This is a genomic window from Flavobacterium mesophilum (genome assembly GCF_039581405.1).
In the GTDB taxonomy this organism is placed as follows: Bacteria; Bacteroidota; Bacteroidia; order Flavobacteriales; family Flavobacteriaceae; genus Flavobacterium.
Map to the genome: position 1 here is coordinate 64,102 of NZ_JBCPXZ010000003.1, position 25,800 is coordinate 89,901.

General features: G+C 33.8%; 28 protein-coding genes. 14 read left to right on the top strand and 14 right to left on the bottom strand.

Translation table 11 applies throughout. The annotated features are described in order from the left end of the window. Positions 1 to 2: 2 nt before the first annotated feature. The 3 genes from aat to AAYQ19_RS09275 all read right to left on the bottom strand — a co-directional run bounded on the left by aat (position 3) and on the right by AAYQ19_RS09275 (position 2,068). Complete coding sequence (gene aat / locus AAYQ19_RS09265; protein WP_343535947.1) at positions 3 to 647, bottom strand: leucyl/phenylalanyl-tRNA--protein transferase; 645 nt, start codon at positions 645 to 647, stop codon at positions 3 to 5. 140 nt (positions 648 to 787) lie between these two features. Beyond that, positions 788 to 1,159 (bottom strand): DUF3127 domain-containing protein, encoded by a 372-nt coding sequence (locus AAYQ19_RS09270; RefSeq protein WP_343535948.1) that lies wholly within the window; start codon positions 1,157 to 1,159, stop codon positions 788 to 790. 33 nt (positions 1,160 to 1,192) lie between these two features. Beyond that, positions 1,193 to 2,068 (bottom strand): flavin reductase family protein, encoded by an 876-nt coding sequence (locus tag AAYQ19_RS09275; protein WP_343535949.1) that lies wholly within the window; start codon positions 2,066 to 2,068, stop codon positions 1,193 to 1,195. A 160-nt stretch (positions 2,069 to 2,228) separates the two neighbouring features. Here AAYQ19_RS09275 and AAYQ19_RS09280 point away from each other — a divergent pair, with 160 nt between their 5' ends. Further along, positions 2,229 to 3,380 (top strand): sensor histidine kinase, encoded by a 1,152-nt coding sequence (locus AAYQ19_RS09280; protein WP_343535950.1) that lies wholly within the window; start codon positions 2,229 to 2,231, stop codon positions 3,378 to 3,380. Positions 3,381 to 3,481: 101 nt separating this feature from the next. Here AAYQ19_RS09280 and AAYQ19_RS09285 read toward each other — a convergent pair whose 3' ends face one another. After that, complete coding sequence (locus AAYQ19_RS09285; RefSeq protein ID WP_343535951.1) at positions 3,482 to 3,871, bottom strand: HIT family protein; 390 nt, start codon at positions 3,869 to 3,871, stop codon at positions 3,482 to 3,484. A 61-nt stretch (positions 3,872 to 3,932) separates the two neighbouring features. Beyond that, positions 3,933 to 4,409, bottom strand: a complete 477-nt coding sequence (gene greA, locus AAYQ19_RS09290) for a transcription elongation factor GreA (RefSeq protein WP_132990808.1) — start codon at positions 4,407 to 4,409, stop codon at positions 3,933 to 3,935. Positions 4,410 to 4,564: 155 nt separating this feature from the next. On the opposite strand from greA, the gene AAYQ19_RS09295 reads away from it, so the two are divergent. Then, entirely contained in the window at positions 4,565 to 4,978 is a 414-nt protein-coding gene (locus tag AAYQ19_RS09295; RefSeq protein WP_343535952.1) for a Rieske (2Fe-2S) protein, read from the top strand. A 41-nt stretch (positions 4,979 to 5,019) separates the two neighbouring features. Here the strand turns inward: AAYQ19_RS09295 and AAYQ19_RS09300 are convergent, their stop codons facing one another. The 5 genes from AAYQ19_RS09300 to AAYQ19_RS09320 all read right to left on the bottom strand — a co-directional run bounded on the left by AAYQ19_RS09300 (position 5,020) and on the right by AAYQ19_RS09320 (position 11,328). Beyond that, the gene (locus AAYQ19_RS09300) at positions 5,020 to 7,182 is read right to left on the bottom strand and encodes a TonB-dependent receptor (protein WP_343535953.1); all 2,163 of its coding nucleotides are present in this window, start codon (positions 7,180 to 7,182) and stop codon (positions 5,020 to 5,022) included. A gap of 289 nt (positions 7,183 to 7,471) precedes the next feature. Next, positions 7,472 to 7,876: an alternative ribosome rescue aminoacyl-tRNA hydrolase ArfB gene (gene arfB / locus AAYQ19_RS09305; RefSeq protein ID WP_343535954.1), complete on the bottom strand. Its 405-nt coding sequence runs from the start codon at positions 7,874 to 7,876 to the stop codon at positions 7,472 to 7,474. Further along, a complete protein-coding gene (locus tag AAYQ19_RS09310) occupies positions 7,876 to 9,990 on the bottom strand; it encodes a DUF4301 family protein (RefSeq protein ID WP_343535955.1) in 2,115 nt (704 codons plus the stop codon). The genes arfB and AAYQ19_RS09310 overlap by 1 nt, the downstream gene beginning before the upstream one ends. After that, entirely contained in the window at positions 9,951 to 10,574 is a 624-nt protein-coding gene (pnuC, locus tag AAYQ19_RS09315) for a nicotinamide riboside transporter PnuC (RefSeq protein ID WP_343535956.1), read from the bottom strand. Before pnuC ends, AAYQ19_RS09310 begins: the two co-directional genes overlap by 40 nt. 25 nt (positions 10,575 to 10,599) lie before the next feature. Then, positions 10,600 to 11,328 (bottom strand): phosphoglycerol geranylgeranyltransferase, encoded by a 729-nt coding sequence (locus AAYQ19_RS09320; protein WP_343535957.1) that lies wholly within the window; start codon positions 11,326 to 11,328, stop codon positions 10,600 to 10,602. Between the two features lie 94 nt (positions 11,329 to 11,422). On the opposite strand from AAYQ19_RS09320, the gene AAYQ19_RS09325 reads away from it, so the two are divergent. From AAYQ19_RS09325 to AAYQ19_RS09335, 3 genes are all read left to right on the top strand, one after another. After that, positions 11,423 to 12,019 (top strand): Crp/Fnr family transcriptional regulator, encoded by a 597-nt coding sequence (locus AAYQ19_RS09325; protein WP_343535958.1) that lies wholly within the window; start codon positions 11,423 to 11,425, stop codon positions 12,017 to 12,019. A gap of 81 nt (positions 12,020 to 12,100) precedes the next feature. Beyond that, entirely contained in the window at positions 12,101 to 12,388 is a 288-nt protein-coding gene (locus AAYQ19_RS09330) for a hypothetical protein (RefSeq protein ID WP_343535959.1), read from the top strand. Further along, positions 12,385 to 12,783 (top strand): group III truncated hemoglobin, encoded by a 399-nt coding sequence (locus tag AAYQ19_RS09335; protein ID WP_343535960.1) that lies wholly within the window; start codon positions 12,385 to 12,387, stop codon positions 12,781 to 12,783. The genes AAYQ19_RS09330 and AAYQ19_RS09335 overlap by 4 nt, the downstream gene beginning before the upstream one ends. Before the next feature lie 88 nt (positions 12,784 to 12,871). Here AAYQ19_RS09335 and AAYQ19_RS09340 read toward each other — a convergent pair whose 3' ends face one another. Then, a complete protein-coding gene (locus tag AAYQ19_RS09340; RefSeq protein WP_343535961.1) occupies positions 12,872 to 13,522 on the bottom strand; it encodes a 4'-phosphopantetheinyl transferase family protein in 651 nt (216 codons plus the stop codon). Between the two features lie 381 nt (positions 13,523 to 13,903). Here AAYQ19_RS09340 and ahcY point away from each other — a divergent pair, with 381 nt between their 5' ends. The 8 genes from ahcY to AAYQ19_RS09380 all read left to right on the top strand — a co-directional run bounded on the left by ahcY (position 13,904) and on the right by AAYQ19_RS09380 (position 21,862). Beyond that, a complete protein-coding gene (gene ahcY / locus AAYQ19_RS09345) occupies positions 13,904 to 15,220 on the top strand; it encodes an adenosylhomocysteinase (RefSeq protein WP_343535962.1) in 1,317 nt (438 codons plus the stop codon). Positions 15,221 to 15,348: 128 nt separating this feature from the next. Next, positions 15,349 to 16,020, top strand: a complete 672-nt coding sequence (locus AAYQ19_RS09350) for a hypothetical protein (protein ID WP_343535963.1) — start codon at positions 15,349 to 15,351, stop codon at positions 16,018 to 16,020. 131 nt (positions 16,021 to 16,151) lie between these two features. Then, the gene (locus AAYQ19_RS09355) at positions 16,152 to 16,613 is read left to right on the top strand and encodes a hypothetical protein (RefSeq protein ID WP_343535964.1); all 462 of its coding nucleotides are present in this window, start codon (positions 16,152 to 16,154) and stop codon (positions 16,611 to 16,613) included. Between the two features lie 188 nt (positions 16,614 to 16,801). Further along, complete coding sequence (locus tag AAYQ19_RS09360; RefSeq protein WP_343535965.1) at positions 16,802 to 19,120, top strand: patatin-like phospholipase family protein; 2,319 nt, start codon at positions 16,802 to 16,804, stop codon at positions 19,118 to 19,120. Between the two features lie 127 nt (positions 19,121 to 19,247). Continuing rightward, positions 19,248 to 20,090 carry a bifunctional helix-turn-helix domain-containing protein/methylated-DNA--[protein]-cysteine S-methyltransferase gene (locus AAYQ19_RS09365; protein WP_343535966.1) on the top strand — a complete coding sequence of 281 codons (843 nt, stop codon included), beginning with the start codon at positions 19,248 to 19,250 and terminating at the stop codon, positions 20,088 to 20,090. 80 nt (positions 20,091 to 20,170) lie between these two features. Next, complete coding sequence (locus AAYQ19_RS09370) at positions 20,171 to 20,884, top strand: 2OG-Fe(II) oxygenase (RefSeq protein ID WP_343535967.1); 714 nt, start codon at positions 20,171 to 20,173, stop codon at positions 20,882 to 20,884. Between the two features lie 137 nt (positions 20,885 to 21,021). After that, positions 21,022 to 21,267 (top strand): Ada metal-binding domain-containing protein, encoded by a 246-nt coding sequence (locus AAYQ19_RS09375; protein WP_343535968.1) that lies wholly within the window; start codon positions 21,022 to 21,024, stop codon positions 21,265 to 21,267. Beyond that, complete coding sequence (locus tag AAYQ19_RS09380; protein ID WP_343535969.1) at positions 21,254 to 21,862, top strand: alpha-ketoglutarate-dependent dioxygenase AlkB family protein; 609 nt, start codon at positions 21,254 to 21,256, stop codon at positions 21,860 to 21,862. Before AAYQ19_RS09375 ends, AAYQ19_RS09380 begins: the two co-directional genes overlap by 14 nt. A gap of 5 nt (positions 21,863 to 21,867) precedes the next feature. Here the strand turns inward: AAYQ19_RS09380 and AAYQ19_RS09385 are convergent, their stop codons facing one another. Beyond that, complete coding sequence (locus AAYQ19_RS09385; RefSeq protein WP_343535970.1) at positions 21,868 to 22,188, bottom strand: MmcQ/YjbR family DNA-binding protein; 321 nt, start codon at positions 22,186 to 22,188, stop codon at positions 21,868 to 21,870. A gap of 31 nt (positions 22,189 to 22,219) precedes the next feature. After that, entirely contained in the window at positions 22,220 to 22,975 is a 756-nt protein-coding gene (locus AAYQ19_RS09390) for an NUDIX hydrolase (RefSeq protein WP_343536815.1), read from the bottom strand. A gap of 276 nt (positions 22,976 to 23,251) precedes the next feature. Here AAYQ19_RS09390 and AAYQ19_RS09395 point away from each other — a divergent pair, with 276 nt between their 5' ends. Then, complete coding sequence (locus tag AAYQ19_RS09395; protein WP_343535971.1) at positions 23,252 to 23,509, top strand: hypothetical protein; 258 nt, start codon at positions 23,252 to 23,254, stop codon at positions 23,507 to 23,509. A gap of 49 nt (positions 23,510 to 23,558) precedes the next feature. Here the strand turns inward: AAYQ19_RS09395 and bglX are convergent, their stop codons facing one another. Next, positions 23,559 to 25,787: a beta-glucosidase BglX gene (bglX, locus tag AAYQ19_RS09400; RefSeq protein ID WP_343535972.1), complete on the bottom strand. Its 2,229-nt coding sequence runs from the start codon at positions 25,785 to 25,787 to the stop codon at positions 23,559 to 23,561. Positions 25,788 to 25,800: the final 13 nt, after the last annotated feature.

Consider the following 25,800-nt stretch of genomic DNA (forward strand, 5'->3'; position numbering starts at 1 on the left):
TTTTATTTACTTTTTAAAATGGACATAAATTCTTCGCGATCAATTTCTCGGCAACCCAAACTTTCTAAATGCGGATTATAAACTTGGCAATCCAACAATTTATAATTTTCTTTCTGCAAATATAAAGCTAAAGCTATAAAAGCTGTTTTTGAAGCATTTGAAACTTTGGAAAACATGCTTTCTCCGCAAAAAATAGTTCCTTTACCTAAATCAATTCCGTACAAACCCCCAACCAAAACATCATCTTGCCAAACCTCAACAGATTTTGCAAATCCTTCTTCATTCAATTTGCAATACGCTTCAATCATTTCATCTGAAATCCAAGTCCCGTCTTGTCCTTCACGCTTTATTTGCTGGCAATTTGAAATTACATCTCTAAAATTCTTATTGTATGTGACCTTAAACATTTTCTTTTTGAGAATCTTATGCATGCTTTTGGATATCGCTAATTCATCAAAAAACAATACCATTCTCGGATCTGGCGCCCACCAAAGAATTGGTTCTCCCTCGTTAAACCAAGGAAAAATACCACTTTTATAAGCTAATTTCAATCGCTCGGGATTTAAGTCTCCTCCGACTGCCAAAATACCTTCTTCATCAGCTTCTGAAACTGGCGGAAAAAATAAATCTTTTAATAAATAATACATATTCAAACTTCAAATTCCAAATTCCAACTTTCTGCAATTTGGTCGTTTATGACAAAATTAACTCAAAAATAAAATTCCAAATCCCAAAACAAGGTAATGAATTGGAATTTGGAATTTGATTATTTGAAATTTACCGTTTCTTAGAATGGCAAATCGTCTGGTTCGTCTTCGTTAATGCTTGTTGCTGGTGCAAAAGTTTCTGCTGTTGGCATTGGAGCACCTTGTGCAGGCCCTTCTGGCGCTAATCTTTCGATTCTCCAACCTTGAATACTATTGAAATATCTAGTTTCACCTTGTGGGTTAACCCATTCTCTTCCTCTTAAATTGATAGAAACTTTTACTGCTTCACCTAGTTTATAGCTGCTTAATAAATCGCATTTATCTTGTGTAAATTCGATTAAAATGTGCTGTGGATACTGCTCATCTGTAGTTACTACTAATTCTCTTTTTTTGAATGAAGCACTAACTTGTTGCTCAGGATTTACCACTTTTACTTTTCCTATAACTTCCATCTTCGTCTATAATTATTTATTGTTTCTATTCCTTTATTTTTTAGCTAAAAGCACTTTCCAAGCCGAAGCAATATCATCTTTATTCAGATATTTTTTGGCTTCTAAATGCACTTTTTCCTGATCATCTGAGCTCAAAACGCCTTTCACAGAAAAATTTTCTTTCACAAATATACTAACTTCTTCCATTGTAGGCAAGGCTTCTATATTTCCTAATTTTCCGAGGTCATTCCCATTAAACACAGGGCTTTCCTTTACAAAATTCGGAATTGCATCTACTCCAACACCTAAAGTTGTCAGTGGTTTTGGCACCTCAAATAGTCCTTGATTCGATCTTGAATACCAGTTTGCTCCAAGTCGTGAAACCAAATCAATTTTGTGCTGATCAATCGCTCCATTTTCATCTAAAATCGATTCGTTGATATGAATCTTCACTACTTCACACAAAATCAGATTTCCAGCTCCTCCTTCTGTTCCTAACGGAATAATTTGTGAAATCTTGCATTCAAATTGTACCGGAGATTCTTTTACTCGATATGGCTTTACAAGATCAGATGGAATTTGGGTCAAACCTGCTTTTATGAACTCATTTACACCTTCGCCATATTCTGTACTTGCCAGTGATGTTTGTTGCACCAAATCATAATTCACTACATTAATTACCACTTCGCGCGTTGCTTCGGCATTAATCAAAGTGTGTTTTACCGTATTATCACGAACACGTCTTGAAGGCGAAAAAACCAAAATTGGCGGATTAGCACTAAATACATTAAAGAAACTGAAAGGCGATAAATTTGGGATCCCCTTCTCGCTTATTGTACTTGCAAAAGCAATTGGTCTTGGCCCCACAGCACTTTGTAGATAACCTTGTAATTGAACCGTCGGTATCTCTTTTGGATCGATGCTAATCATATATTTTCTATTTAACCAAACCTCATTTTGGTAACTGCAAAAGTATAGAAATGGTTTAATTCAGAGAAATAGTTTAAGACATAAAAACAAAAATCTTTTGGGGAACTGCAAAATATAAAATGACTATATTTCGTTATATTTATACCTCAAAAATTAATTTATGCACTTTTCTGAACGCAGAAATACAACTCGTTGGGTTATAATTCTTATTTCCTTTTTAATCATTACTTTGATTCTTTGGAATACCTATACTTTCTTCCAAATTTTCAAAAATGAAGAGCGTCTGAAAATGAAGCTTTTTGCCAATGCGCAAATTACCATTGTAAATGCAGATGAAAATACAGATGTCGAACTGCCGCTTCAAATTTTCAGCAACAACACTTCGATTCCCGTTGTATTGATGTTGTATGATAATGTTGTAAGCTCTAAAAATGTTCCTGACGAAATTTTGAATGACAAGAAAAAATTAAAAGTCTTTCTAAACAATTTAAAAAACGAAAACGAGCCGATAACTTTTGAATATGCTCCCGGAAAATACCAAATTCTGTATTACGGCAATTCGGCATTGCTCAATAAATTAAAATATTACCCAATTGCGTTGTTGCTGATTGTATTTCTGTGTGTTGCCTTAATTTATAATTTTTACAAAAGCACCAAAATGGCCACGCAAAACAAGTTGTGGGCAGGAATGGCAAAAGAAACGGCGCATCAAATTGGCACGCCATTATCGTCATTAATTGGTTGGATTGAAATTTTAAAAACAGAAAATATTGATTCGTCAATAACTACTGAAATTGAAAAAGATGTTGATCGATTACAGACTATTACTGATCGTTTTTCAAAAATTGGTTCAGTTCCCGTTTTAGAAATTCACGACATTGTTTTAGAAACATTAAATACTTTCAAATATCTGCAATCACGTTTTTCAAAACAAGTGACTTTTACTTATGACACGCCTAATGAACCGATTTTAGTTGAACTAAATCCGACGCTTTACAGCTGGACAATTGAAAATTTGGTCAAAAATGCGATTGACGCCATGAAAGGAAAAGGAATTTTAGATCTGCAAATCGAACAAGATGCGCATCATGTAAAAATAAACATAAAAGATTCGGGAACCGGAATTCCTAAAAAACAATTCAAAACTATTTTTGAAACCGGTTATACAACCAAAAAAAGAGGCTGGGGATTAGGACTTTCTTTAACCAAAAGAATTGTTGAAGAATATCACAATGGAAAAATCAAAGTTTTACATTCTGAAATTGGAAAAGGAACTACGTTTCAGATTTCTTTAAATAAAAAAATGCAGTAAATAATTTTACTGCATTTTTTTATTATATCAAGTTCCAAACTTTGCGGGTTTCGACGGAGTTCATCCTGAGAAACGAAGGACTCAGCCTCACAAGCTATGTTCTACAAATTCGCTGAAATGCTTTTAGCCAAAGCTTCAAACTCTTCTTTTGAAAGCGAAACTTTATTTATGAAACGCATTTCATCCATATGATTCAACGGAATCAAATGCACGTGTGTATGAGGCACTTCTAAACCTACGACTGCAACTCCTACTCTTTTGCATGGAACTGTTTTTTCTAGCGCAATTGCAATTTTTTTAGAAAACTTCATCAAGCCTAAATACAGTTCGTCATCCATATCAAAAATCTTGTCGATTTCTTGTTTCGGAATACAAAGTGTATGCCCTTTTGCATTTGGATTTACATCTAAAAAAGCTAAATAATTTTCATCTTCAGCTATTTTATATGCAGGAATTTCTCCGTTTACTATTTTTGTGAATATTGAACTCATCGTTTATTTTATTTGGTTAATCGCTTAACCGATTTAACGATTAAACAGTTAAACTTAATGATTAGTCACGTGAAATTTCAAGAATTTCAAATTTTAAAACGCCATTTGGAACTGTAATTTCAGCTACTTCTCCAACAGATTTCCCTAGCAAACCTTTTCCAATAGGAGAAGTTACTGAGATTTTTCCTGTTTTCAAATCAGCCTCACTTTCCGCAACAAGCGTATATTTCATTTCCATTCCATTGCTCTGGTTTTTGATTTTCACATTCGAAAGAACCAAAACCTTAGAAACATCCAATTGAGATTCGTCAATTAATCGTGCATTTGCATAAACTTCTTCTAGTTTAGCAATTCTCATTTCTAATAAACCCTGCGCTTCTTTTGCTGCATCGTACTCGGCGTTTTCAGATAAATCACCTTTGTCTCTTGCGTCTGCTATATCTTGAGATGCTTTTGGGCGCATTACACTCTTTAAATGCTCCAACTCATCTTTTAATTTTTTTAAACCATCTGCGGTATAATAAGATACTTTACTCATAACTTCATCGTTTATATAAATAGAAAAAATCCCATCGGGACGGGATTTTGTAATACAAATATACTATTATTTTTAATAGTACATAATTATATGTTAATCATATAAAAATCAAAACTAAATAATTTATTTTTGTTTCACTAATCCAAATTCAAATAATGAAAAAAATCTGGCTCTTAATCGTCTTTGTTTGTGCACTTTCTGCTTGTAGCGAGAGTGAACGAAGCAGTAAAAATCCTTACATTCCAAACTACTCTGTTAATTTAACTGTGGATATGAATTTGCCCGCATATTCTAACCTCAAATTTGTAAGTAATGGCGTTATTGTTCCTAATTATGGAGCAAAAGGAATTATCATTTTTAATGCCGGAAGCGGTTATAATGCTTTTGATGCTGCGTGCCCAAATCAAGAAATCAATTCCTGCACAGCAATGACAATTGACGGAATATATGCCGTTTGCTCTTGCGATAAGGCACAATACAGTTTATTCACTGGACTTGGCGGAAAAGAATATCCATTAAAATCCTATCGCGTAGAAGTTTCGGGAACCGTGATTCACGTATATAATTAAAATAAAAAAGCCTGAAAGTTTATTTCAGGCTTTTTTATTTTTTAGAATTTCAAGGTTAATCCAGCTAAGAAATTAATTCCTGCCTGCGGATAATAGTATGGATAAATATCATACATGTACCCGTTTGAAACATATTTTTTATCTAAAATATTGTTCACCATCCCTGTAATCATAATAGATTTGAAAACCGATTTTGGTTTGATTTCATACGAAACATTCAAATCGTTTACAAAATAATCTGCCAGTTTTGCTGATGGCAATTCGATATTATTCATGTATTGTTCGCCAACATATTTTTGCAATAATGAAATATGCAAATTCTGAATTGGGCTGTAAACAATTATATTTCCAGCGATAACTTCTGGTGAATATGCAATTTTAGTTGTTCCATAATTTTGACCTTCAACAGCTAAATCAACATTTTTGTTACTGCTCAAAGTAAAGTTCGGACGAATAATAAATTGTTCTGAAAGCTTAATCGTTGCATCAAATTCTAATCCTAAACGGTAACTTTTATCAGTATTCGAGCGAATTGGAGCTCCAACATCATCAAGTGTACCAGTTAAAATCAACTGATCTTTGTAAGCCATATAGTAAACATTTGAATTCAATTGGAAATTATCTGAATTAAATCTCCAGCCTAATTCAAAATCATTCAGTTTTTCTGGTTTTACATTTCCGCCTTCGTAATCGGTTCTGTTTGGTTCACGATTCGCACGAGCGTATGAAAAATATAACGTATTTTTTTGATTGATTTCATAATTCAATCCCGCTTTTGGATTAAAGAAATTGAAAGTGTCATCTACTAAACCAGTTTCAGCACTATCTGCTTTATAATGTACTCTTCTGTATTGAAGATCGCCATAAAAACTCAACTTTTCGGTGAATTGATAATTTGCTTTTGCAAAAATATTTCCGTCAGTCTTTGTTGAAAAATCATCATAATAATGATCTCCCGGCTCCGACTGTGAAGCATATCTTGCCCAAATTACTTTTCCATAATGATCGCCTTCGTATTTATTCCAGCCTCCGCCAAAAATAACATCCAGTTTTTCATCTTTATATTTTACAGAAAAAGTCGTTCCGTAAAAATCATTGTCCAACCATTTCTGACGAACTAAGTCTGTTGTTGTAACTGAACCAACTGGGTCTAAATTATAATCAGCCATATCGGCATCTTCTTTATAATTTTCGTAATATCCTTTCCCTTTTGTGTAATGAAAAGCCAAGTTGCTGCTCCATTTGTCAGAAATTGATTCACTCCAATGCAATTGGTAATGATCTTGTTGGTAATTATCCGTTTCATTATCGTAAAAACGAACATTTCCTGATTCGTCTTTGTACATTCCAGCCGAATTGAAAGTACGATTATCATTCATGGTTTCTTCATCAATTCCGTTCCAAGATTGATACGTTTTTTCAGTTCCGCCAAAAACTAAAGCTTTAATTAAAGTCGTTTTTCCAACATAAGTCCCTTGAAGAAAATACGATTTCAAATCAGAACTTGCTCTGTCAATATAACCGTCCGATTTAATTCTTGACAAACGTCCAGCCAATTCAAAATGATCGTTCAATAATCCTGTGCTGAATTTCACAGTATTTTTTTGCGAATTAAAACTTCCGAAAGAGCTCGAAATTTCGCCTGTTGCTTTAGAAGCATAATTATCAGTCAACATGTTCAAACTTGCTCCAAAAGCACCTGAACCATTTGTTGAAGTTCCAACACCACGCTGTAATTGTAAACTTTCGACAGAAGAAGCAAAATCGGGCATATTTACCCAAAAAGTTCCTTGGCTTTCGGCATCGTTATACGGAATTCCGTTGATTGTCACATTCACACGAGTTGCATCGCTTCCTCGCACCCTGATGCCACTATAACCAATTCCGTTTCCAGCGTCAGAAGTTGTAACTACAGATGGAAGATAATTCATCAAAGTTGGAATATCTTGCCCAAGATTTCTGAATTTGATTTCTTTTTTATCCATATTGCTAAACGAAACAGGAGTTTTCGTCGTTACACGAACCGCAGAAACCAAAACCTCATCAAGTGAATTTACTTTGGTAGAATCTTGCTGTTGCGCAAAAGATAATAGAGTAAAGAAAACAGAAAATAGAGTAAAGAGAATTGATTTGGTTCCGATAAGATTTTCAACCTTTGAACCTTTGTACCTTAGCGACTTAGCGCCTTTAAATAAAATTTTCATTCGTAAAAAATTACGAATAAAAGGGGGAATTATTCTTTTGTTAAATTAATAAATGTGTTTCACGACAAAATAAAGTGTGCACGCTTGATAGTGTCGTTTTTTCCCTTAGCAACATTACTCGCTCAGGTTCTTTGGGTATGATCTCAGCTCGTTATTTGGAGCACCCCTTTGAGACAGTGCAAAGGTAATGTTAAAATATTTAAAACTCCAAAAAAGAAATTTCTTTTAAAATTCCAATTTGTGAAATTCCAAATTCCAACAGCAATTCGATAAAGGTTTGTTTTGGAATTTAATCCAGATTAGGTTTTTTTCGAGATTGCTTTAAATCAGAGAGATTCTTTTTGTCTTTGATCCTCTTTTTAATTACCGCTTTCGGAACTTTTGTTGCTTTTCTAATTTTCGGAACGTACAATCCTTTTTTGATGATTTCCAAAAATCGTTTGATAACAATATCTTTATTTTTAAGCTGACTTCTGTCTTCGTCACAATTTAAAATGAGGATATTTTCAGAAGTTAACCTTGCCGATATATTTTCTTGCAAAAGCAATTTTTCTTCATCAGACAAGGCTTGAGAAGCATTTAAATCAAAACTCAGCACTACTTTTGACGAAACTTTATTCACGTTTTGCCCTCCAGACCCACTACTGCGTACGGCTTTAAAATTAAGTTCTGATATGATTTTTTCAATATCCATTATTGTGGCTGATGTGGTGCTTTTAATAAATCATTCACCGTTTTCACCGGATTAAAAGTAATCAATGGCACTGCAACAAAAATAGTCAGCCAATGCGCCATCGAACCATTCCATAATCCCGGAAGCTCGTAGTTTTTTACTGTTTTGCCTTCAACGCTTTTTTCCACAATAAAACCTGTTTTGTGATCTACAAATTGCTGTAAATCAAATTTTTGGTTTTTATAATTTTTTATACCGCAAACCAAGTCAACTGGATTAAAATGAGTTGCTTCTGCTAAAATTTTAGACTGCTTTTTATCTGATAAATCAATTTGCGATGTTTCAACAATCTGAAGTGATTTTATTCCCTTGTCATTCATTACCCAAAAAGGTCCTCCGCCAGGTTCTCCCTCATTTTTCACCATACCGCAAACTCGTATCGGACGATCTAAAAGTTCTTTCACCTTATTGATTTTATTCTCAAAAGTGAACATTTTGAAATCACTAGAAATTTCTACATTTAGATTTTTTGTCAAAAACCGAACGATTTTTTCTAATCCAGCTTCGTCGATTTTTTGTTCATCAATAGCATTTAAATAGTTGAAGACTTTTTGTTGCGCTTCAATCATAATTCCAGCAAGCGCTTTTTTGTATAATGTAATTTTATCAATATGATTTTGAATTACATTGTCGATATTTTTAATAAAAATAACATCGGCATCAAGCGTATTTAAATTCTGAATCAATGCTCCATGTCCGCCTGGCCTGAAAACCAAAGCTTCATTTTTGTCTCTTACCAATCTGTTTTTGGTATCAACAGCAATAGAATCTGTGCTGGCATTTTGATAAGAATAACCAATATTAATCTGAATTCCAGAATCCTTCTCTACTTTTTCCTTAAGAACTTCAATTTCTTTTTCAAATAATTGCTGATGCGCTTCAGTCACCGTAAAATGAAGATTTGAAACCTGATTTGAAGAAGCATAGTGCGCACATTCGTTCAAATGTTCTTCAATAGGATTTGCAATATGGTCTTTATATTTATGGAAAGGCAAAACCGCTTTTGGCTTATCTGCAAAAGCAAAATAATCCTGTGAAAGCAATGTTTTAATGAAATAATAATTTTTATAATCGCGCTCTAAACTATCAAAATCAGGATAAATTGATTTTAGCTTTTTGTCAACTGCTTTGAAAAATGGAAACTTGTCCATTGCGACAATAAAAATTGGCAATTCTTTATCCTTCTTTCTATTTATATAAGCGTTGATTGTTTCTTTTTCGATATCAAATTCATTCAAAAAAGCTCGTAAAAACTTAAACATTCTAGTTGCCGCACCAGAAGCCGGAACGAATTTTTTAATTTTCAGATTCTTTACTTGCGAATCAAAAAAAGCCGCTCTTTCTTCGAACTCTGTTTCTGAAAAAGCTAAAATTCCATCATCAATTGTTGCTGCACTAATTAAATTACTTTTTGTTATTCCTTTCTTGAAAATTTTCAATTGTTTCAGAACATTTTCAAAAGAAATGCCTCGCTCATACAACTGCACAAAATCTTCTGACGAAAAACCACGTTCTTTAGCCATAGCAAGCTCGTCAATAATTGTTGTTGCTTTTTTCAAACGGCTTTCCTTATCTCCTGACAGAATTATAAATGGCTTTTTAGTATCTATTAGAGTTTGCTTAAAAACTGAAAAAACAGTTTCTCTTCCGTCTGGAGTATCTCTAATATCGTCTTTTTCCCAAGGAACATCAATATCCGTCAAGAAAAACAAATCGTACTCGTGTTCGAGCGCCGCTTCATTTAAAAGGGGATCACAAAAACCGTAATACATTTCAGAAAAAACTTTAGTCACCATCAAATTTGTATCACAGAACAAATAGGTGTTTGCCTTAGAAAGTTTTTCATTTTCTAATGCTGTTTGTCCGTAAGCAATAGGCATCATATCATCAGCCACGCAAATGTGCTGATTCTCCTCCCATTTCTCTTGTAAGTAGTCACGAGCAAACTCTGGAACCCATTCGGTTTCGTAGTATTCTGCAAGCTGTTTTGCTAAGGTTGTTTTTCCTGTACTTTCAGGACCAAACAAAGCAATTTTTATGATAGTTGTTTTTTGCTGTCTAAGATTTTTCTCCATTCTAAATAAGCTGAAATAGCCAAAATTGTAAAAATTAAATATTGAAGTGACAGCATCCCTAAGCCGCGATAAGCATAAAGAGGCACAACAATAATGTCGCCAATAATCCAAAGTGTCCAGTTTTCGATTTTTTTCCTGGCCATATACCACATTCCTGCAAAAAATATTCCTGACGAAATCATATCGACATAATTGTCTTTTTTGATTTCATAATCGAAATATTTATAAATTCCGAAAACTACAAAAACGGTTACAATAAACAGTAAGATTCCGATTATTTTTTCATTAAAATTTGTACGGGTAATTGGTAAATTATCTTCAACTGCTCCTCCTCGCGCCCATACATACCATCCGTAAATACTCATAATCGAAAAATATCCATTGATAATCATATCACCAATGTAACCCGCAACATATAATAGATACACTGAAATTATTGTTGCAATCAATCCTGTAGGATAAACCCAAATGTTTTCTTTTTTGGCAAACCAAACACTTAAAATACCGCAAACAAAAACTAAAAATTCAAGAGCAATATGCCATAGTGGGGCATTTTTATAACTGTCTAGAAAAAAATCTATCATTTGGTCAAGCTATTTTTGGGTTGGTTTAGGAATCAAAAAAATGGCTGTTGTTTTCGAAAGCAGTTCCAATAACTACTAAATCGGCACCAGCTTTATACGCATTTTGAATTCCGTGCAAATCTACAATTCCTCCGCCAACAATTATAGGAATTTCAATATTTTGCGCAATTAACTCTATCATTTTCAGCGGCACTGCGTTTTTAGCGCCACTTCCCGCTTCTAAATACATCAATTTATTTCCTAACATTTCTCCTGCTTGTGCAGTTGCCAAAACCAAATCAAAGTTTTCACGATTAAGCGGTTTTGTTTTACTAACGCGCGCGACCGCTGTTTCATTGCCACTTTCGATCAAAATATATCCAGTAGAAATCACTTCTAGATTTGTTTTTTTCAGAATAGGCGCTGCTTGAACTTGATATTCAATCAAATAATCTGGATTTCGGCCTGACAGTAAGGATAAAAACAAAATAGCATCAGCCTGAGGAGAAATTTGAGAAGGATCACCAGGAAATATAATAACAGGCAGATTTGTTTTTTGCTTTAATTGTGCAATTAAATCCTCCAGAATATTGTTTTGGACAATACTTCCGCCTACAAAAATGTGTGTCGCGGGAGATTGATTTATTTTGAGCGATAAATCATCTAATTTTTCGAGAACAATTTTATCCGGATCTAAAAGTATAGCCAGCAGTTTTTGTCCGCTTTTTTTAGCTTCTAAAATCTGCTGATGTATGTTGGGTATTTTTTGCTGCATAATGGCTGTAAAAGTAAAAGTTTTTAAGGTAGAAGAACTATTTTGAATAAATTATATTTGTACAACCGCTTTTGACAACCAAAGACATAAATGTATGATTGCTCCTGAATTACTAGAAAAATATGGCGCTATAAAGAAAACTTTCTCTAAAAATGAAATAATTTTTGAAGAAGGAATTTTCCCCTCAAATTATTATCAGATTCTTTCAGGCGAGGTCAAAATGAGCAATTACAATGATGACGGACGCGAATTTATCCAGGGAATATTTTATAAAGAACAATCTTTTGGTGAACCTCCATTATTTTTAAACCAAAAATATCCTGCCAATGCTATTGCCGTTGAAGATTGCCAAATTTTTCTTTTGTCGAAAACAAACTTCATGAAATTGCTGGAGGAAAATCCTAAAATCAGCATTAAAATAATCGAGAATTTAGCGCAACGTTTGTATTATAAATCGGTTATGGCGGCAGAAATTTCAACTCAAGAACCAGAACATCGTGTTTTGAAATTAATTGACCACGGAATTGCTTATTTCAAATTTAAAAAAGACTCAAACGGCTACCTTATCAATTTCACCCGACAGCAAATTGGAGATTTGACTGGATTGCGTGTTGAAACGGTAATTAGAACCATAAAAACATTGGAGAAAAAAGGCGAATTAAAGATTATAAACCGAAAAGTATATCGATAAAAAAGTTCTTGTTTTATGATTTTAATCATAAAATGGAGTTGAATTGCGAGCGTATCTTTGTCATATAAAAATCTGTATATCATGACACTATATCAATCAACATTCGACATTTTCAATAAAAACTACATGGGCTCTGCTGCAATGGCAGTAATTGGACAAAGCTGTTTAGGAGGCGCTGCTGCAATGTATGTTTTGGCTAACGGAACTTCAATTTTTCAAATGATTCAGCTGGCTATTATTGTTTTAGCTTGTATCTTTGTAAACACTTCAATTTTGGCACAAATGAAACATAAAGTAGTTTTTAACCTTTTAATTTTGAGCTCAGTATTAAGTGTATTATTTATTCTTTTAAACACTATTTTTCTGTGAAAAAGCAAATAGAAAATAGAGCCGATGTTTCCTTTTTAGTACATCAGTTTTATGCTAAAATAAAAGCCGATGAAGAAATCGGCTTTTATTTTAATGAAATGATTGCGGATTGGGATGCACATCTCGAAAAACTGACTGATTTTTGGGAGATGAATTTATTTGGCGTAAAAAAATACAATGGAAATCCAATAGCTGTTCATAACGAAGTTGACGCTCATTTTGGCGAAAAAATCACTACAAACGAGTTTGGAATCTGGTTGAATCATTGGTCCCAAACCATCGACGAATATTTTGAAGGCGAAAATGCCGATATATTAAAAAGACGTGCCCGAAAAATGAGCACTTTTTTATATATGAGTATGTTTCAGCATAGAAATAAGGAAAGTGAGATTTAACGGCTCTAAATATCATTGCGAGGAGCGAATCGAATAGAGCGCAAGCACATTTGCTAAATCAATCCTAGCGCGATACGAAGCTTTGCGTCTAATTCTCAAAAGCATAAACCAACGTAAACTTGCCTTCAAAATTATCGGATTGAACTTCCTGATAATGCACATCAAATTCCTTGGTCAAATTATCAAAATGAAGACTTGCCTTAGTCTGACTTTCTTCTAAAGAAAAATCATCAACATTGATATGATCTTTAAAACTGATTCCTTTTTCGTTTCTAATTTTAAAGATTGCTTCTTTGGCTCCCCAAATCACTGTAAGTTTTTTTATGTATTCTTCAATAGATGACGGGTCTAAATAATCGCATTCAAAATCTGTGAATTTATCTGCGATTCTCTGAATTTTTTCTCGCTGTAATTCCATATCAATTCCTACGGTTTCGTGGCTGATAATTATAGCCGCAAAATGGTACGAATGCGTTATTGAAATATGATTATGGCAATCAAAATATGGTTTCCCGAATTCATCATAATGCAAATCTTTATCTGTAAACCCCATTTCCTGAATCAGCATACGAACACTCAAAAAAGCACGCTGATGCATTTGAGATTTCATTCCGTCCAACCTCCTTTGTGTTTTTTCCTTTAAAACTACTTTACTTACTAACTCTTCGAGAGATTCTGTTATTTCCCAAATTAAGATTTTAGTGGTTTCGTTGAATTGTATGGTCTGAAATAAAGGCATTTCTTTTTAATTGTAAATTATGATGAATGGTTAATTGTAATTTTAAACCATATAAGTCATATAAGAAAATATAAATTATTGGCTGAAAAATGTAATAGTAAATATAAGCAATTAGTGGCAAAGCTAATAGTTTAACCCCCTTTTTAAATGAACTTATATTACTTATATGGTTTGAAAAATATAAGCAATTAGCAACAAAGGTAATAGTTAAGAATCTTTTTAAATGAACTTATATCACTTATATGGTTCAAAAACGAATCTTAAACTAACATTCTAGAGATTAAGAAATTAAAGATTTCACAAATCTTAAAGAAAATAGTAAAATTCAAAAGCTATTCCTTAAATTTGCAAAAAATTTACAATTCTACAAATATAATATAAATGAGTACTACAACTACGCCTTATGTGGCTTATAAAGTAAAAGACATTTCTCTAGCGGCTTGGGGAAGAAAAGAAATTGAACTAGCTGAAGCTGAAATGCCAGGTTTAATGGCACTTCGCGCTGAATACAAAGACGAACAACCATTAAAAGGTGCTCGTATTGCTGGATGTTTGCACATGACGATTCAAACTGCTGTTTTGATCGAAACTTTAATTGCTCTTGGTGCTGAGGTTACTTGGTCTTCTTGTAACATTTTCTCAACTCAAGATCAAGCTGCTGCTGCTATTGCTGCTGCTGGAATCTCAGTTTATGCTTGGAAAGGTCTTGACGAAAAGTCATTTGACTGGTGTATTGAGCAAACTTTATTCTTTGGTGAAGACAGAAAACCATTGAACATGATTCTTGATGATGGTGGAGATTTAACTAATATGGTTATTGATCGTTACCCAGAATTAGTTCCTGGAATTAAAGGTCTTTCTGAAGAAACTACAACTGGTGTTCACAGACTTTACGAAAGAGTAAAAGCTGGAACTCTTCCAATGCCTGCAATCAATATCAACGATTCTGTTACTAAATCTAAATTTGACAACAAATACGGATGTAAAGAATCTGCTGTAGATGCTGTACGTCGTGCAACTGACTTAATGTTAGCTGGAAAAAGAGTTGTTGTTTGTGGATACGGTGACGTTGGAAAAGGAACTGCTGCTTCTTTCAGAGGTGCAGGTTCTATTGTAACTGTTACTGAAATCGATCCAATTTGTGCTTTACAAGCTGCAATGGACGGGTATGAAGTTAAAAAATTAAGTACTGTAATTGCTAATGCTGATATCATCATTACAACTACTGGAAATAAAGATATCGTTCTTGGAGAGCACTTCGAACAAATGAAAGATAAAACTGTTGTTTGTAACATTGGTCACTTCGATAACGAAATTGATATGGCTTGGTTAAACAAAAACCACGGTGCATCTAAAATCGAAATCAAACCTCAGGTTGACAAATACAACATCAACGGAAATGATATCATCATTTTGGCTGAAGGTCGTTTAGTAAACCTTGGTTGTGCTACAGGTCACCCAAGTTTTGTAATGAGTAACTCATTTACAAACCAAACTTTGGCTCAAATCGAATTATGGAACAACAGCGCTGCTTACAAAAATGAAGTTTACATGTTACCAAAACATTTAGATGAAAAAGTTGCTGCTTTACACTTAGCTAAATTAGGTGTTGAACTTGAAGTTCTAAGAGAAGATCAAGCTGCTTACATTGGTGTTGAAGTTCAAGGTCCATTCAAACCAGAATACTACAGATACTAATCTATTTTAGATCTTAGATTTATTACATATTCAAACCCGACAGGTTTTAAAAACCTGTCGGGTTTTTTATTTCCTAACTATTGCTATCAAAAAAACATTTATTTTTATAAGAAAAATAATTCGATACTATGATTTCAACTGGAAATAAACAATTAATGCCTCAAAAAGGTGATTTTCAAAGAATTTGCAAAGCAATTTCAGTTCTCGATGCTATTTTTTGGCCAGAATGGGAAGATAGATATTATTCTTACAATTCTAAATGGAGTGAAAACGAAGAGTTTTTTGAAATGAAAGATGGCTGTGGAGATCAAATGATGGCTCTTTTTCTTGAAAACAACTGCATATTAATTGGGCTTGCTCATGAATATTATTCTAAAAGCATAACAAGAGAAAATTTATTACAAGGAATACCTGAAATTTATAATGATTTTATCTTTGGAGAACCTGCATCTTCAACAATAATAAACTTTTGTTTGTGGACTAATAATGAAGGAGAATGGAAGACTGGGAAAATCGCGGTTAAGGATGATGGCTCAGAAGAATTATTAAATATTTTCGATGGAAATCCTCAAACCTATGCAGATTGGGCTCTCGAATATTTTTTTGATGGTACTCAGGATGAAGACGAAGATGAAGATTATTATAAGGCAAGACCAACATCTATAGCCCCCATAAGTCAAATCTATCAAGGTAAAAAACTAACAAAGGAAATGGTTTTACAACTCGATAAAAATTTTGATGACTGGGAAAGACTTGGAGAAGATCTTGATGAAATAGGCTACGATTATAATTTTAATTAAAATGCAAATCTAAAATAATTCAAACCCGACAGGTTTTAAAACCTGTCGGGTTTTGTTTTTAATAGTAATTCTAAAATTCATTTTGTTATTTTTGACTTTCAAATCTACGATTAAACCCAAAAAACCAAATTTTGAAACTGCCCTTAATTACTTTACTACTACTATTATCCTTCGGTGCGACTGCACAAAACTTTAATCCGTCGGCACTAATGCCTCAGCCACAAAATGCATTGTTTCCTATGATGGATCAGCGTCCAAAAGTTCTGGGATTAGAAACCATGAAACCTATTTCTAAAAATTATAAAGAAAAAATGCAGGCCAAATTAGACCGAGAAGAAAAAAAACTCGTAAAATTAGCCGAAAAATCTTGGCAAATCGAACTGGATTTAAGGAGTCAAAAAACAAAATTAAAGACTCTCGAAGATAATCTGAATGATCCAGATCGAGACAAAAAAATTGAAAAGCAAAAGCAGCTAATTGCTAGAATTGAAGAAGAATTAAAAGTTGCAAAAGCTGAAGAAGAAATAAGTGCAAAAAAAGTAACCAATTTACAACTCGTTGTAGAAGATTCTAAATTTATACGAACAGAATAATAATACTTCAAACCCGACAGGTTTTAAAAACCTGTCGGGTTTTATTTTTAGTAAGTTTCTATAAATAAACAACTTGTAAATATCTTATAAAAAACATTTCAAACAAAAAATTGCAGGTTTACAAATATCTATTTACTTTTAAGTATTAAAATAAGATTCTATTTCTCAAATACTTAAACAGTAAACACTTGAAAAAATCAACTTATTTAATCGTCTTCTTATTTTTACTAAGTCTCTCACAAATCGCTTTTTCTCAGGAAAAAAAACCTAAAGTGGTATTAGTCTTAAGCGGTGGAGGAGCAAAAGGAATTGCACATATTCCGCTTTTGCAAAAACTCGATTCTTTACACATTGTCCCAGATCTTATCGTTGGAAATAGTATGGGAAGTATTATTGGAGGTTTGTATGCAATGGGTTATTCTGGAGACAGTATCGAAAAAATGACCAAAAATATTAATTGGGATAAACTTCTTGGTGGAGGACAAGCCTTGCGATCTGTAAGTGCCGAAGAAAAAAGAGAATTTCAAAGATACCTAATCAGAATTGGGATTAAAGATGGAAAATTGAACAGTATTGGTTCCCTCTTAAATGATCAGAACCTTAGAGAATACCTTTCTGAGTTAACCTTTCCTGTTTATAATGTAAAAGATTTTGACAGCCTCCCGATACCTTTTAGAGCAATGGCCACCGATCTTGCCGAAGGAAAGGAAGTTATTTTGAGCAAAGGTAGTTTAGCTTATGCAATGAGAGCCAGCATGTCGTTGCCCGCTATTTTCAAGCCAATGCCTTATGAAAAATCAGTACTAGTAGATGGTGGAGTTCTAAATAATTTCCCAACTGATGTTGCCAAACAAATGGGCGCCGATATTATTATAGGCAGTGACGTGGGCGGCGGAATGGAGCCTGTAGATAAGCTCAATAATATTATGACTGTATTGATGCAAACCAGCATGTTCCCGAGCAACCTCAAAAATCCCGCAAATCGTGATTTATGCACCATATTAGTAGATCATTTGCCCAACCTGCGTTTCTCAACAGCTGATTTTGCCGATAGCGATGAAATCTACAAGGACGGTAAAATAGCAACAAATCAAAATCTTCCCGCTTTAATTGCTTTATCCGAAAAATTAAAAGCATTTCCACAACGGACACACAAATTGCCGGATATGCCAAAAGAATTTGTTCTTGATACAATAGTGTATAAAAAAATAAGCCCCGAAAACCTGCCACTCGTAATTGGAAGAGCAAACCTTAAAACACACGTAAAATATACCACAAAGGATTTAATTGCTGGAATTAACCGAGCCATGGGCACTAATCTTTTTGAAGAGATAACCTATAGTTATTTCATAAAAGACGAAGACAAACTCGGAATTACTTTGTTCGGACTCGAACGCGCTAAAAATCAGCTGAACACGTCAGTGCATTACGATACTTATAGAGGTGTCGGCATCATTTTTAATTACACCGGAAGAAACGTTTTGGCAGACGCGTCCAGACTTCTCGTAACTGCCGATATTGCAGAACAACCAAAAGCCAGAATCAATTATCAGAAAAATTTTGGCGGACATAGAGAATGGTGGTGGATGACTGAAGCTTATGGCGCTTTTCTAAGACAAGAAATTTACATCAATGGCAAAGCATCAGACAATATGCTCTATAATGCTTTTGAATTCAACAATGAAATAAACCGGAATTTAAATTCTCTGAAAAGCTATTTTGGTTTTGGTCTAAACTATCATTACACTCATGTAAAACCAAAATATGATCGCGAATATAACCCAAACTCTATTTCAATAAACGATTACAATTTTAATAACATCGAATTCAATATGCATTATTCCTATAATGATATGGATAAAGTGTATTTTGCTACAAACGGAACAATTATAAAATCAAATTTAGGGCGATCGTTTTTAACAGATATTAATGCCTCTTTTTCTGATCCAAATTTAACAACCATTTCGGGTTCCACTAATGGTTATACTAAATTTGGTTTTACTTTTGAAAAAAGGGCACTTTTAAAAAAGAAAATCACAGGAATTGTAGGGTTTGATTCTTATTTTATTTTTCAGGACAAACTTAAAGAAGATCAAATTTCATTTTCAGAATTTGGCTATGCTTCAAAATATTTCTTAGGAGGCATAATACCAAGTTCAGGCAGTAATCGTTTTCAATTGCCTGGCCTTCATGAAGACGAACTTAATGTTACACAATACATGGGACTTAAACTGGGCTCTCAAGTAAATCTTTTTGGGAAAATCTATCTGACTCCTCATTTTAATATTGCAACTGTAGGCTTTGGCACTTTTGACGATTATATTGATCATGCATTCAATCCAAAAGGAAGTTGGGATGATAATATTGAACCAAGTCTGGTATTATCAGGAGGAGCTGCGGTTTCTTATGAATCCATTTTAGGTCCAATTCATTTTGATACTTCGTGGATTAATAACATCGATAAAGTGAGATTCTTTTTTAGCGTTGGATTATCTTTTAATCCTTAATTTTAGTTTCAGGTTTCAAGTTTCAAGTTTTGAACCTGAAACTAAAACAACAAAATTGATTTCCGCAAGTTTCGGATTTTATACCTTTAAAAACCAATCGATATTTGTATTATAAAATGGAAAGAAGATGAACACACAGGAAACCATCAATTATAATCGTATCGCCGAAGCTATAGATTATATCAAAGCTAATTTTAAAGAGCAACCCAATCTAGATGAGGTTGCAGAAAAGGTACATTTGAGTCCGTTTCACTTTCAACGCCTTTTTAGTGAATGGGCAGGAACGAGTCCGAAGAAGTTTTTGCAATATACAAGTATTGAACACGCCAAAAAACTGCTCAAAGAAAATCAGGCAACCATCACCGAAACTGCATTTGAAACTGGACTTTCAGGAACAAGCCGACTTCATGATTTATTTGTAAATATCGAAGGAATGACACCAGCCGAATATAAAAACGGAGGAAAAAATCTGGAAATAAATTACAGTTTTGCCGAAAGTCCGTTTGGGAATATTGTTGTGGCTTCAACTCAAAAAGGCGTTTGTTTTATGGCTTTCACCGAAGATGAAATCACTGGTTTTATCGCCTTAAAAGATAAATTCCCGAATGCCCAATTTTCGAAAAAACTAGATTTATACCAACAAAATGCGTTATTCATTTTCCAAAACGATTGGAGCAAATTATCTGAAATCAAACTGCATTTAAAAGGAACTGATTTTCAGTTGAAAGTCTGGGAAACTTTGTTGAAAATCCCAATGGGACAGCTTTCTACATATGGTTCAATTGCGAATCAAATCCAGAAACCAAATGCCTCGCGTGCGGTTGGAACAGCGATTGGGAGCAATCCTGTTGCATTTTTAATTCCGTGTCATCGCGTGATCCAATCTTCGGGAACATTTGGCGGTTATATGTGGGGAAATACCCGAAAAACAGCAATCATTGGCTGGGAAGGCGCGCAAATAAATCTTTAAAAGGAAAAAATCCAAATTTTAAATTCCAAATTCCGATGACTTATTATCATTGAAAATTTCTATATCTCGAAAATTTAATCATGCAAAATATACAATCAAAAATTGCTTCTCAAAACTGGGAAAGCATCACCGAATCTATGCACGAAAATGGCTTTGCCATTATTCCAAATATCCTAAATAATGAACAATGCGAAGATTTAAAATTCGATTATGACAACCCAAATTTATACCGAAAAACAGTTGTTATGGAACGTTATCGATTTGGTTTGGGAGAATACAAATACTTCAATTATCCTTTGCCTGATTTGATTCAAAATATCCGGACTGCGATTTATCCAAAATTGGCGCCAATTGCTAATTCTTGGATGAAAGTCTTAAATATTAATACTGTTTTTCCAGAAAAACATTCAGAATTATTACAGCAATGTCACGATAATAATCAGTTAAAGGCAACAGTTTTAATTTTAAAATATGGAAAAAGCGGATTCAACACTTTGCATCAAGATTTATATGGCGATGTTTATTTTCCGATTCAAATTGTTCTTTTTCTGAATGAACCTAACAAAGATTTTACTGGAGGTGAATTTGTTTTAACACAACAAACGCCGAGAGCACAATCGAAAGCTATTGTTTTAAAACCTAAAAAAGGAGATATTCTGATTTTTACCACCAATTTCAGACCTGTAAAAGGTTCGAAAGGTTATTATCGTGTGAATATGAAACATGGCGTTAGTGAAGTTCATTCGGGTGAACGATATACATTGGGGATTATTTTTCACGATGCCCTTTCATAATTTTATCTCTCGCAAAGTCGCGAAGTCGCAAAAGCAACTATTTAACTTTACGTCTTAAGTTTTCTTCCTTTGCTTCTCTAATTAAGACAAAGTCTTTGCGTTTTTGCGACTTTGCGAGAAATTTATCTTCAAAAAATATGATTAAACATAATCAAATTCAAGATTCAGATCTTCGAAATAAAATTAAAAAAGGCGAAATTTGCTTTGGTGGCAACCAAAAATTAAAAATCTACGGAACGCTCAAATGTTCTTCAGGAAAAAGAATGAAACGTGAAAATCGGGTTTTCTTTTTATCTGAAAATGAAGCCAAAGAAAATGGTTTCAGACCTTGCGGACATTGCATGAAAACTGAATATAAAAACTGGAAAAATGGACTTATTTAATCCGCAAACTGACGAAACTACCAATTTGCTTCCGAAGGATGGAACGGTTAAGTATTATGGAAAATGCTTCTCTAGAGCAGAAGCCGATTTCTATCGCGATACTTTATTAAATACAATTGAATGGAAAAACGATGAGGCAATCATCTTTGGAAAATTGATTTTAACCAAACGAAAAGTAGCTTGGTACGGCGATCAGGAATTTGAATATACGTATTCGAATACTACAAAAAAGGCTTTGCCTTGGACAAAAGAGCTTTTACAATTAAAGCGTATTATCGAAGAAAAAACAGGAGAAAACTTCAATTCTTGCTTACTGAATTTATATCATTCGGGTGAAGAAGGCATGGCGTGGCATAGCGATGCTGAAAAAGATTTGAAAAAAAATGGCGCAATTGGATCAGTAAGTTTTGGTGCTGAACGCAAATTTGCATTCAAACATAAAGAAACGAAAGAAACAGTTTCCTTAATTCTGGAACATGGGAGTTTATTGGTTATGAAAGATGAAACGCAGACCTATTGGTTGCATAGATTACCTCCAACGAAAAGCACTCAGAAACCGAGGGTGAATTTGACTTTTAGAACTATTGTGAGATAAAAAAATCACTTCTTTTTGGTAACAACATTTTCATAGGAGCGTATTAAAGCATCTTCAAACATTTCGAGCCTTACTCTTGACAGTTCGACAATTGTCCAACCTTGCTTTCCCCATTTATTCGGAATTGGATAGAAAATCCTTTCGCTTGACGAACAAAAAACAGATTGATCAATTTCGTTTAATTTTAAAACAGCGTGATTATTTTTTTCATCAAAAGTGGCAAAAATCTTCTTTTTGATTCGGAAAGAAGTTTTCTCAAAATGGGGTTCTTCAGTTACATCTGGAAATGACATCGCTAATTTTCTAAATTCTTCAATTGAAACCATAACATCATTTTTTAGAGATTAAAGCCAGATTTTACCAACCTTGATTCAGTCCATTTTTCAAAACTTCATCGTACTTTTCTTTATCAAAAGAATACAAATTTGGTGCTTTATGTGCTACGTTGCTTTTCTTTTCATCCAATTTTTTTACGATTCCGATGTTCGTTATTTTGCGAAGAAAATTTCTTCTGTCCAACTTTTTATCCAGAATCGTTTCGTATAATTTTTGAAGTTCAGGCATTGTAAATTTCTCTGGCAATAAGTTGTAACCAATTGGCATCAAATTCAATTCCATCCTTAAAGTATCAAGCGCTTTATCGAGAATTTCGCGATGATCTAGAATAAGTTCAGGAACTTCTTTATGATCAATCCATTCTATAATTTCAAATTCACTTGAAGGTTTCGGAATTGTCTTCAAAAAATCAACCAAAGCATAATACCCAATTGTCACAAAACGCCGCATCAGCCATTTTCCTTTTGATTCTTCAATTTCTAGATATTTTAAAACCTGCTTATCAAAATGCTGGTCATTTCGCCCTACTTTTCCAAAGGTGGCAAACTGTCTTAAAAAAATCCCTTCAACACCTGTTCTATCATTCAAAATAGTTACAGCAGCTGTATCAATATCTTGATCAGCGGGAATGAATCCGCCGGGCAAAGACCATTTTGGGTTTGTGGCCACCTTAATGAGCAAAACCTTAAGTTGATTGTCATGAAAGCCAAAAATGACACAGTCGATCGACAATCCCGGCTGATAATTTTCATTATTTTCTATAATGTCTTTTAACATATTTGCCATTTAAATACGCCTTTTTGATCTTGGAATAACGCTGCAATTTACTTCATTTTAATGAAAATAAATTTAATTGTAACAATTACGATCAAAATTAGTCTTTGTTAAATAAGTGTGTCTATCACAATTTTAACTTAAAATTAAAATCAAATATAAAAAAAATAAGTACATTGCGTCATAATAACACATTTAAATAAATTTGTTATTATTTCAAGTAAAAAGAAAGAATATTATTACATTTACCTTGTGATTCAGTAAATCAACGTGAGAGATATGAGCACTAATCCATTAAAAAATATAAATCAAAGAATACGAACAAAAATCTGGACTTCTTTCGGATTTGTTTCAAAAACATATTTATTGGAGGAATCCATAAAATACAGCCAGCAACAGGAGAAAATTTTCAATCAAATGATCGTTGAAACTGAAGCTAAGGATAAAAAAGCAAAACGCGAGGCTTTTGACAAAGCTTTGTATGCCTCATATAAAGGAATTGGCGCTATGGATTTTATAAATACTGTTTTGAAATAATTCAAAACCTTTATAAAATCCACAACGCCAAAATTTAAATTGACTTTTACTATTGTACTAATTCAAAGTCTGCTCTAAGTTTTACATCTGCTGAAGAAGCTCCGATCATTACTTCGAAATCACCTGGTTCAGCAACCCATTCTAATTTATTATTGTAGAAAGAAAGTTTTTCTTTATCGATTGTAAATTCAATTGTTTTAGATTCTCCCGCATTCAATTTTACTTTTTGAAAATCTCTTAATTCTAAAACTGGTCGCACTACAGAACCAAATTTATCTTTTAAATAAAGTTGCGCCACTTCTTCGCCAGCTACTTTTCCAACATTTGATAATTGAAAAGAAACTTTAATTGTTTCATTACTCTTGATTTTTGTTGAAGACAATTTCAAATCAGAATAATTGAATTTTGTATAACTCAAACCATATCCAAAAGGAAATTTTGGTGAGTTTTTCAAATCGATGTAAGCTGAAACATAGTTTTTAGAATCTTCGTTTTTTGCAGGTCTTCCTGTACTGAAGTGGTTGTAATAAATTGGCACTTGCCCAACTTCTCTAGGAAAAGTCATTGGTAATTTCCCAGACGGATTGTAATCTCCAAATAAAACATCAGCGATCGCATTTCCAGCTTCAGTTCCTAACCACCAAGTGTATAGAATTGCCGGAGCATTATCTGCTGTCCAATTGAAAATAAGCGGTCTACCAGCGTTTACTAAAACTACAACCGGTTTTCCTGTTGCCATAATTTCTTTCACTAAATCTTCTTGAACGCCAGGAATGTGAAGATCACTGCGGCTTTTTGCCTCGCCACTCATATTGTGTCTTTCACCAATACTCAAAATTACAACATCAGCTTGTTTTGCTGTTGCCACTGCTTCTGCAAAACCAGCTTTGCTATCTCCATCAACATCACAACCTTTTGCATAAAGCAATTTGGTATTTTTTCCAACTTTATTCTGCAAACCATCCCATTGAGAAACTACCCATTTATCGTAATTTACCTCTGGTAATTCAACAGCCCAGAATCCCATATTTGCTTTATATTCTTTTACCATTGGACCAATAAAAGCAATAGTTTTCAGGTTTTTAGAAAGTGGTAAAGTTTGATTTTCGTTTTTCAACAAAACAATACTTTTCTCAGCAACTTCAAGCGCTGCTTTTCTGTTTTCAGGATTTCCTAAAACTTTTTCAGCTCTCTTATCATCAGAATATTTGTATGGATCATCAAATAATCCTAATTCGAATTTCTTGCGCAAAATACGTTTAACGGCATCGTCGATCAAATCAATTGAAACTCTTCCTTCTTTAACTAAAGCAGCAAGATTGTAACGATATGCATTGCTCTCCATATCCATATCACTTCCTGCAGTGATTGCAGAATATGCAGCTTCTTTCAAATCTTTTGAATAACCGTGCGCTACCATTTCACCAATTGATCCCCAATCAGAAACTACGAAACCTTGAAAGTTCCATTTTCCTTTTAAAATATCGCGTTGTAAATGCGCATTTCCAGTTGCAGGAATTCCGTTTAAGTCATTGAATGAATTCATGAAAGTTGCTGCTCCAGCATCTAAAGCCGCTTTGAATGGTGGCAAATACGTTTCCAACAACATTCTCTCACTCATATCAACTGAGTTGTAATCTCTTCCGCCAACACCAGCTCCATAAGCTGCAAAGTGTTTCACACAAGCCATAACCGAATTCAAGTCTCCTAATTTATTTCCTTGAAAACCTTTTACACGAGCGTAAGCAATTTTAGAACCTAAGTACGTATCTTCTCCAGCACCTTCCATTACTCTTCCCCATCGTGGGTCACGTCCAATATCAACCATTGGTGCAAATGTCCAATGAATTCCGCTTGCCGATGCTTCTGTAGCCGCAACTCTAGCCGCTAATTCAATGGCAGCCAAATCCCAGCTCGCCGCTTCCGCCAAAGGAATCGGGAATGTTGTTTTGTAACCGTGAATAACATCCTGACCAAACAACAACGGAATTTTAAGACGTGATTGCATTGCTAATTGCTGGTATTGTCTTGTATATTTTGTTCCAATGATATTCAGCATCGAACCAATCAATCCAGCTTTGATTTCAGATTCTTTATTTGGATTTATTGTAATTGGTCCTGTTGCTTGATTATCACCAGTGTATTGATTAAGCTGACCAATTTTTTCTTCAATGGTCATTTTCTTCAATAAATCATTTACTTTCTGATCTATTGTCTGTTGCTGGGCCGTCGCAAAAAATGTGGCCATCAACAAGGCAAATGTGGTTATTTTTTTCATGAATTTGATTTTG